At 68.4% G+C, this 8,041-nt stretch carries 8 protein-coding genes and 2 pseudogenes; 3 read left to right on the forward strand and 7 right to left on the reverse strand.

The window, feature by feature from the left end:
• A partial coding sequence (locus ACWFR4_RS46870; protein ID WP_453657868.1) for a zinc ribbon domain-containing protein occupies positions 1–304 on the forward strand: 304 nt, incomplete at its 5' end.
• A gap of 266 nt (positions 305–570) precedes the next feature.
• On the opposite strand, the gene ACWFR4_RS46875 is transcribed toward ACWFR4_RS46870, so the two are convergent.
• From ACWFR4_RS46875 to ACWFR4_RS46885, 3 genes and pseudogenes are all read right to left on the reverse strand, one after another.
• The gene (locus ACWFR4_RS46875; protein ID WP_453657870.1) at positions 571–1,080 is read right to left on the reverse strand and encodes a SigE family RNA polymerase sigma factor; all 510 of its coding nucleotides are present in this window, start codon (positions 1,078–1,080) and stop codon (positions 571–573) included.
• Positions 1,081–1,463: 383 nt separating this feature from the next.
• Positions 1,464–1,673 (reverse strand): annotated as a pseudogene (locus ACWFR4_RS46880) (ASCH domain-containing protein); the annotation flags it as partial.
• An 83-nt stretch (positions 1,674–1,756) separates the two neighbouring features.
• A complete protein-coding gene (locus ACWFR4_RS46885; protein WP_453657872.1) occupies positions 1,757–2,569 on the reverse strand; it encodes a universal stress protein in 813 nt (270 codons plus the stop codon).
• A gap of 691 nt (positions 2,570–3,260) precedes the next feature.
• On the opposite strand from ACWFR4_RS46885, the gene ACWFR4_RS46890 reads away from it, so the two are divergent.
• Positions 3,261–4,028 carry an alpha/beta hydrolase gene (locus ACWFR4_RS46890; RefSeq protein WP_453657874.1) on the forward strand — a complete coding sequence of 256 codons (768 nt, stop codon included), beginning with the start codon at positions 3,261–3,263 and terminating at the stop codon, positions 4,026–4,028.
• A 72-nt stretch (positions 4,029–4,100) separates the two neighbouring features.
• On the opposite strand, the pseudogene ACWFR4_RS46895 reads toward ACWFR4_RS46890, so the two are convergent.
• From ACWFR4_RS46895 to ACWFR4_RS46910, 4 genes and pseudogenes are all read right to left on the reverse strand, one after another.
• Positions 4,101–4,362: pseudogene (locus ACWFR4_RS46895) on the reverse strand (IS5/IS1182 family transposase); the annotation flags it as partial.
• 417 nt (positions 4,363–4,779) lie between these two features.
• On the reverse strand, positions 4,780–5,157 hold the full coding sequence (locus tag ACWFR4_RS46900; protein ID WP_266681747.1) for a fic family toxin-antitoxin system, toxin component: 378 nt from the start codon (positions 5,155–5,157) through the stop codon (positions 4,780–4,782).
• A complete protein-coding gene (locus tag ACWFR4_RS46905) occupies positions 5,157–5,399 on the reverse strand; it encodes a hypothetical protein (RefSeq protein WP_116504324.1) in 243 nt (80 codons plus the stop codon). The genes ACWFR4_RS46900 and ACWFR4_RS46905 overlap by 1 nt, the downstream gene beginning before the upstream one ends.
• Positions 5,400–5,580: 181 nt before the next feature.
• A complete protein-coding gene (locus ACWFR4_RS46910) occupies positions 5,581–6,144 on the reverse strand; it encodes a TetR/AcrR family transcriptional regulator (RefSeq protein ID WP_453657876.1) in 564 nt (187 codons plus the stop codon).
• Between the two features lie 146 nt (positions 6,145–6,290).
• Between ACWFR4_RS46910 and ACWFR4_RS46915 the strand changes: the two genes are divergently transcribed.
• Positions 6,291–7,760, forward strand: a complete 1,470-nt coding sequence (locus tag ACWFR4_RS46915; RefSeq protein WP_453657877.1) for an MFS transporter — start codon at positions 6,291–6,293, stop codon at positions 7,758–7,760.
• Positions 7,761–8,041 lie beyond the last annotated feature (281 nt).

An 8,041-nucleotide genomic window follows, 5' to 3' on the forward strand; every position in this document is an offset into this window, starting at 1 on the left:
ACCGGTGGTGCACGTCGATCCGGCGTACACCTCCCGCACCTGCGCCGAATGCGGGCACATCGACAAGGCGAACCGGGCCAGTCAGGCCCGCTTCGCATGCCGGTCCTGCGGTGTCGTTGCACACGCGGACTGGAACGGCTCCCGCAACATCCGTCACCGTGCGGAAGAGTTGTGGAGATGCGGGGTGCAGTCAACCGCCCCAGACCCACCCCCGAACACCGGGCGTGGGTCAGGACGCAAACGCAGCACCACAGCCAGTGGCGCCCGTTGTGCAAGCCCGGGACTTTCAGTCCCGGGTCGTTGACAGACCCGAACCGCGGGAGCTCCGACGGCTTCAGGGCCTGCACGGCGTTGTGTGACATGAACGGGTTGTCGTGGCCTAAGGCCACCTCGGCGTCTCGCGGCGGTGATGCCAGCCTGGCCCACGCGCCGAATCCCACCGCGAAGACGGCGACCACGGCCACCGTGACCGCGCCCGTCCGCTGTCGCCTCCGTCGGTGCTCGCCTCTCCCCCGGACAGCTTGCGGGGACGCAAGCTTCACGTGGACGCCGTCCAGCAGTTCCTCGACATCAGTCATGGCTGACAACCCCCTCGTCGTACATGTCGATGGTGGCGAACTGCGCCCCCAGCAGCTTGCGGGCCCGGCTGAGCCGTGTCCTCACGGCTCCGCTGGAGGCGCCCGTCTCTCGGGCCACGTCCGCAACCGGCATGTCCAGGAGGTGATGGAGCACCACCGCCTGGCGCTGGTCCGGGCTCAGCTGCCGCAGCGCCGCCACCAGGACGACCCGGTCCGCGGAAAGGGCGGGCTGGTCCGGCGCGGGTCCGTGGCGCAGGTGGGCGCGCAGCCGGTTGCGGGTGCGCCGCCAGGCACTGATGGCCAGCCGTGAGGCGACGGTCCGTACCCAGGGCAGCGGGTCGTCGTCCCGGGTGAGCCGGTCCCATCTCTGCCAGTCCCGCGCGTACGCCTCCTGCACCGCGTCCTCGGCCTCGCCCAAGTCCCCGGTCATCGCATAGACCGTGGCGACCAGACGCTTGGCCGTGGCGGCGTAGAAGGCGTCGAAGTCCTCTTCGTTCGACATGGTCCCCCGTCCCCAACCAATACTGTCGCTTCCTGTCATAGACACGCCCGGCCAGCCCGCGATGTTACAAGCGGAAATCCCGAGCGTGCGAGCCCCGATGGGCAGGCAGCACCAGAGAGCCGCGAGACTCTCTCACCTCTGGGTGGCGCAGATCTAACCTCCACACGCGCCCGCACAGCGCTTGCGTCATGCATGCGCCCTCCGTAACGAAGCACCTGCAACAAACGTCTTCGGCGACCGGCACGCTGCTCGTCGGGTGATGGGCCGTCACCCAGCAGACACAGCGACCCCACAGGACAGGCTCAGAATGGGGGATCGTCGTGCCCGGGGCAGCCTGACAGCTCGGGCGGCTGGGGGCTGCGCTGTGAGCGGCAGGAGAACGGTCAATCCGCGAGGCGAAGGTCGGTGATGAGGCGGAAGCGTTCCAGAACCGCCAGCGTCGCGTCATCTACGGTGAACTCAGGGTCCTCCAACGCCGCATTCATCTCTTCGCTGTGCCAGAACCGCTCATGGCCCGCACGCCACTCGGCCACGCTGGTGTGCTCCTCCTCCTCGTCCACGACGTGGGCAAGGTCCACCTGTGCCAGCGGGACACAGGATCGATGCCCAACTGCCCCAAATTGGCGACAGAGCCAGCTTCTGTGGAGTGACTGCAGAGAGTCAGATTTTGGGCTGCTCACGTCGTCTTGCGAACGGTGACGACGGGGCAGTGTGCGTGGGCCATCACGGCCTGGCTCACCGACCCCAGGAGCAGACCGGCAATGCCGCTGCGCCCACGGGCGCCGACAATCAGCAGCTGAGCTGCCTTGCTCGCCTCGAGCAGGACCTCACGCGCTTTGCCGCCCACCAGGTCGCGTCTAACGGTGATGTCCGGATAGACCTCCGTGCGGCCGGCAATCGCCTGAGCCAGCAATTGCTCTGCAGACTCAGGGGCTGTTCCGCACGAGGCCTTGTCCGGCTGCCCCGCATGAACAGCCAGGAGCTCAGCCTGGCGCTGTGCGGCTTCGGCGAAGGCGAAGTTGACGGCCTCGTCGCTGTCTGGCGAGCCGTCGACTCCCAGTACGACAGGCCCTGCGTCAGCGGATGTCCGTTGTTTTTCGCGGACTGTCATCACCGGGCAATGGCTGCGGGCGGCCAAGGACACCGGTGTGGATCCCAGCAGCAGGCCCGTGATGCGCCCCATACCTCTGGAGCCGACAACGATCAGGTCCGCAGTCTGCGACTCGGTCTCCAGCACATGCACCACATCACCCGTCACCACGGCCCTGGTCACCACGACCTCAGGCGCCACGACAAGGGCACGGGCCGCCGCTTCGTGGACCAGCGTCCTGGAAGCCGGGTCCGGCACCATGAGCCTCGGCTTGATCGGAACCTCAGCATGCACCACACGCAACGCCGCGCCGCGCCGTGCTGCTGCTGTGGCGGCTGCTTCCACGGCGGTGAAACTCATTGACGAGCCATCCACCCCGACAACGACCAGACTGCCCATAGCCGGCTGCTCCACTTCAAGCTGTGGATTCTCAGCGTCACCCCATCAGCATGTCGCTGCAATTCTTGCGCGCCCCCACGTACCGCACGATGGTCCCCATCCGGGCCCGGCCACATACCCACGCCGAGAGCCCACGGCTCATAATCGGGCGACTTCGAGCGCCTCCCGGAGACGCGCAGCCAACGATCGGGGTTGCGGCCTGGCATTCAGACGCGGATGTCGCCCTCGTTCGGTTGGCTGCGCACAATCCAGCCCCCTCCATCGCCAGCCCTTGGGCAACGTACGTCCGCGCGTTGGTCATGACAACGACGCAACGAGGAGGAGAATCGCGAACAAGATTGTTGCCCGTCGAGCACCGCACCAAGGGTGCTGTCCCTTCGCGTGAATGGGCGGGCCGCTCCCGCTGCTCGCCGTCGAGCGGCCCGCCCTGTCCCACCGCCGGTCACCTCCAAGCACCGTGTGGCGGGAGGCTTTAGGGCCTGTCTGGGGTTGTGATCACATGGCGAGGAAAAGGGCTGGAGGGATGACAATCGCTCTGATAGCTTCCAGTCGACCGTGACACCGCCCGAGGAGGTGAGACCCATGAACGCTGTATCCATGTGGGTGCTCCCCCTTGCCGTCATGGCCGGCGATTGACGTAGGTGTCGCCGGGAGCGCCTCGACAACAAGGCACTCCCGAAAGGCAACGTTTATGTCCTCTCTGCAGTTCACCGCCGAGTCGTCGTCGAACGGCGTCCTCGAACGCGACTTCACCGTAGGAGACGTCCCCGGCGTTCTGTGGTCGCCCGCCTCCAGCGCGGCCGATCGCGCGCCCCTGATCCTGATGGCTCACGGCGGCGGCAACCACAAAAAGCACCCGGCGATGTCAGGCCGGGCCCGCCTTCTCGTGGCCGGCTGCGGCTTCCATGTCGCCGTCATCGATGCGCCCGGTCACGGCGACCGGCGGCGTACGGCGCACGACGAGGCGGAGGTCACCGAGTTGTTCCGGGCGAGGGCGGCGGGTGAACCGGAAGGCCCGATCGTCGTGCGGTACAACGACCACCTGGCGGAGCTGGCCGTGCCTGAGTACCAGGCCACGCTAGATGCCCTCCAGGAGCTCCCGGAGATCGGCGCCGACGGGTTGGTCGGCTTCTGGGGCATCAACATGGGCACCGCGATCGGCGTACCGTTCGTGGCGGGCGAGCCGCGGATCACGGCCGCGGTCTTCGGTCAGCACTGGCCCGATGTCCTGGCCGAGCAGGCGAAGCGGATCACCATCCCGATCGAGTTCGACCTGCAGTGGGACGACGAGCACATCTCGCGCGAGGAGGGTCTCGCGCTGTTCGACGCCTTCGCCTCGAAGGAGAAGTCGTTGCACGTGAACTCGGGCAAGCACAAGGAGCTCCCCCGGTTCGAGGCCGACAGTGCGGTCCGATTCTTCGCCCGGCACATGGGCCGGCCGATCACCTCGCCGGCCTGAGTGCGCGGTTGCGGCGTCCGGCTTGCCAGCCGGGCGCCGCGACCGCAGCCCCGCGGTGAGACTGCGCATCCGGATGACGGATCCGCGTAGTTGGAGCCCCGCCATGTAGCTCGCGGGCGTCGTGTCGTAGCGCCTGGCCAGGCCCCGCCCTGCCCCGCCATGCCCAGATCTTGTTGATGCAGCGTTCCACCGTGTTGCGCTCCTTGTACTGCTCAGCGTCAGGTGACACCGGTCGACCACCGTCCCTGCCACACTTCTTGCGATTCGCGGCCTGACCGGCCTTCTCCGGGATGACCGCCTTGGTTCGACGCGATCTTCGGCGGCTCCTGCCCCCAGGAGCCGGGACCATCCCCGCAGGCCCGGGGGCGACTTCCACGCGATCCGCGTGGTGGCTCGCGGCGCCGGACCATACCCGCAGGCGCGGGGGCGATGAACTCGACGCGCTGACCCGGGCCTTCAGCACTGGACCATCCCCGCAGGCGCGGGGCAACAGGGCCGATGTCCGTCCCCACCCACCTGGCGAACCGCAGCTCACGGCAATAGGGCATCGCCAACTTCACGGGGACACGAAACCGGGCGTGCGTCGGCCCACTGACACGGGGGGAGCCAGCGGGCCGAGGCGTTCATGCTCGCACGCAGTGCCATCGCTTGCATGGACTTGGCGACGGCTGCCGGGCATGTCAGTGCACGGTCCGGGGCCAGCCCGCGCGAGCGGTATTGCTCTGAGGAGGCGGCGCCGGGTATGCGGGCGTCAGGTGGCGGTGGGCCAGGTCCGTAGCAAAGCGGCGATTTTCCCGGCGGTGCAGGCGGGGTCGAGGAGCAGGTCTTTGAGGGCGATGGCGTCCTCGCGGGCGGGCTTGACGGGAATGCCGGCGGCGTCGAGGTACATGACGCCGGTAGCGGCGGCGACGGCCAGATTGGAGCGCTCCAGCCAGCGGCACCGGCCCAGGCTGTGCACCAGGGCGGCGGCTTTGGCGTACGGGCCGTCGTAGACGGGCTGCTCGAGCAGCTCGGCCCGGTGACGGGCCACTGCCGAAACGGGAACACCGTAGTCGTCGGGGGCTGGATCGTTCGCTCCGGCGACCTCGGTGACCTGCAGGATCCAGGGAACGTCGATGTGCAGTTCCATCAGGCCGCGCGCGCTCCCCGAGCTGTCTCCTGGGCTCGTTCGGCGTCGTCGAAGACCTCTTGATGTTCGGCCAGGAAGCGGGCAGCCGCGTCCACCGCGCGGGCGCGCAGGCCACTGGCATCGTCCCGCACCAGGCGGGCGAGGTAGTCACCCACACTTAGTCCCAGGTCGGCGGCACGCTTCTTCGCGAGTTCCGCGACTTCCCCGTCCACCCGCGCGCCCAGCTGTGGTTTCTTCGCCATACCACGATGGTAACAGCTGTTACCACACGGAGAGCTCCAACCCCAGGACTGACGGCCCGGCAGTTCAGACCTCGCCCATGAGGGCGGCGACCAGGCGCTCGTGCCGGGCATTCGGCCGCCCGTCCAAAACACGGACCCCTGGCACCACCTCCGAAAGCTGATCCCGGGGACCGAGCTGAGGTCACAGCATTCGGTCGACCAGCCCGTCGACGTAGTCCGGGGTGAGCTCCATGCCGAACAAGACGCGGATATACATCGGGGCCATGATGTGGTCCAGCACGCCGAGCGCGTCGGGTGCGTGCTCGCCGCGTTCGCTGGCGCGATCGAGCATGGACTGCAGTTGCCGGGCACGTTCGGCGAGGAGGTCGTCACGCGCCTGCAGGCCCTGCTGACCGTTGCTCGACAGGGCGACGGCCAGGCGCACCAACGCCAGACCGTCGGGTCCGGTGATCTCGCGGGCCACGTTGGCCGCGTAAGTGCGCAGGTCACCGGCCAAGCTCCCGGTGTCGGGCATCGGCGACCGCGCGTTGAGGCGGGTGAGCGCCACGTCGGTGAGCAGGGTTTCCAGGCTGCCCCACCGGCGGTAGATGCTGCTGTCGGCCACGCCCGCGCGGGCTGCGACCTCGCCGATGGTGAAGTTGCCGTAGCCGCGCTCGCTGATCAGGTCGGTGACGGCCTGGTGCACCTCCGCGCCGACGCGGGCGCTGCGCCCGCCGGGCCGCCGGGCTCGCTGTCGCTCGTTCATACCCCCACCTTAACGCAGTCGAGACTTGCGTTTGCGAGGCCACCCTCCCTATAGTCACCTAACGCAGTCACAGACTGCGTTAGCGCGCCCAGAAGCTGACCACGTCGGCCGTGGAGAGGCGCAACTGACAATTGAGAGGAATCCCCTTGGCTTCATCGCCTGCGGCCGTAGGCAGTCGACCCAACCGGGCCGTGCTGCTCACGGTGACCTGCCTAGGCCAATTCATGGTCCTGCTCGACAACACGATTGTTGGAGCAGCGCTGCCCGATATGGAGCACCGGCTGCACACCCAGCTGACCGGTCTGCAATGGATCGTCGACGCGTACGTACTGCTGGTCGCCATGCTGCTGCTGTCCGGCGGTGTCTTCGCCGACCGGTTCGGCCGCAAGCGGGTGTACCTGACCGGCGTGGCGGTGTTCACCGCCGCGTCGGTGCTGTGCAGCCTCGCGCCCTCGGTCGGCTGGCTGGTCGCCGGCCGGGTGCTGCAGGGCATCGGGGCCGCGGCGCTGAGCCCTGCCTCGCTGGCCCTGCTCGCCGCCGCCTATCCCGTGCCGCAAGAACGAATCAAGGCGATCGGGCTGTGGGCCGGATTCAGCGGACTCGGTCTGGCCGCAGGCCCCGTGGCCGGTGGCGTGCTGACGGATGTCTTCGGCTGGCCCGCCATCTTTTTGGTCAATCTGCCCATCGGCGTGGTCCTTCTGGCGGTCGGTCTGCGCAGCCTTGAAGAGGCCCGCAATCCGAGCGCCCCCGCGATCGATGTCCCGGGGACGATGCTGTCCGTTCTGGGGGTGGGGGCGCTGACCTACGGGCTGATCGAGGGTGGCGCCCGCGGCTGGACGTCGCCGGTGATCCTGGGCAGCTTCACCGCCGGGGTGATCCTCCTCGCAGCCTTCGTCGCCGTCGAAGCGCGTCGTTCCGCTCCGATGCTGCCGCTGCGGCTGTTCCGGCAGCGCCTGTTCACCGTGTCCAACACCGCCATGGTCGTGGTGGGGTTCGCGCTCATGGGTTCGTCGTTCTTCTTCTCCCAGTTCTTCGTGTACGTCCAGGGCAGCTCGATCCTGCGCGCCGGCCTGCAGACCCTGCCGGTATCCCTCGGCATGGTGATCGTCAGCCCGTACGCGGGCCGGCTCGCCGCTCGGCACGGCTTCCGCATCGTGGTCACCACCGGCCTGGCCCTGGCCGGCCTGGGACTGCTTGCGCTCGGCATGGTGCACGCCGACACCGGCTACGGAAACGTGTGGTGGCGGCTGGGAGTCGTCGGCATCGGCTTCGCCCTGACCATGTCCCCACTGACGGGAGCCGCCATCCAAGCAGTCAGCCCGCAGGAAGGCGGCCTCGCATCAGGCATCAGCAGCACCACCCGGCAGATCGGCGCGGTGCTCGGCGTGGCGGTACTCGGAGCCATCGTCCGCACCCGGCAGTCCGGCGGCGCCTCCTTCGGGTCCGGCCTGAACAGCGCCTTCCTCGCTGCCGGAGCCGTCACTTTGGCCACCGCCGTTTTCACCGGCCTGTGGCTGGCGAGGTCCAAGCCCGCGGAAGGCTCCGCGGCGCCGCAACGTCCCACCGATCCAGATGCGGTCACCACGTCGAACAAGGCATCCGCGAACAGCCGTTGACGGCGACACCGACCTTGGCCGGGAGGCGTCCCGCCGGGAGATCTCCCGGCTGATCGCTGCCCCGCTCGTCGGCGGACTTGATGTCCGCGGACAACAAACCCTCCACGGGCGCCGGACTCCCCGCGGATGCAGCCCCGGAGCCCGTGGACGTGCCGCCCGGTTCCGGGGGCGGGTTTTGGCCGGGCAACAAAGAACCCCCACCCCCATTTTGCCAATGCAAACCAGCCGCCGGCCAAACGCGGGGTTGATACACCCGGAGGGGGTGCCCCGGCGGCGGTGTG

Source organism: Streptomyces sp. NPDC055140 (assembly GCF_053607285.1).

What these genes read in the sequence shown, in the direction of transcription:
- ACWFR4_RS46875 (WP_453657870.1), bottom strand. Translation starts at nt 1,080, where the DNA reads ATGTCGAACGAAGAGGACTTCGACGCCTTCTACGCCGCCACGGCCAAG.
- ACWFR4_RS46885 (WP_453657872.1), bottom strand. Translation starts at nt 2,569, where the DNA reads ATGGGCAGTCTGGTCGTTGTCGGGGTGGATGGCTCGTCAATGAGTTTC.
- ACWFR4_RS46890 (WP_453657874.1), top strand. Translation starts at nt 3,261, where the DNA reads ATGTCCTCTCTGCAGTTCACCGCCGAGTCGTCGTCGAACGGCGTCCTC.
- ACWFR4_RS46900 (WP_266681747.1), bottom strand. Translation starts at nt 5,157, where the DNA reads ATGGAACTGCACATCGACGTTCCCTGGATCCTGCAGGTCACCGAGGTC.
- ACWFR4_RS46905 (WP_116504324.1), bottom strand. Translation starts at nt 5,399, where the DNA reads ATGGCGAAGAAACCACAGCTGGGCGCGCGGGTGGACGGGGAAGTCGCG.
- ACWFR4_RS46910 (WP_453657876.1), bottom strand. Translation starts at nt 6,144, where the DNA reads ATGAACGAGCGACAGCGAGCCCGGCGGCCCGGCGGGCGCAGCGCCCGC.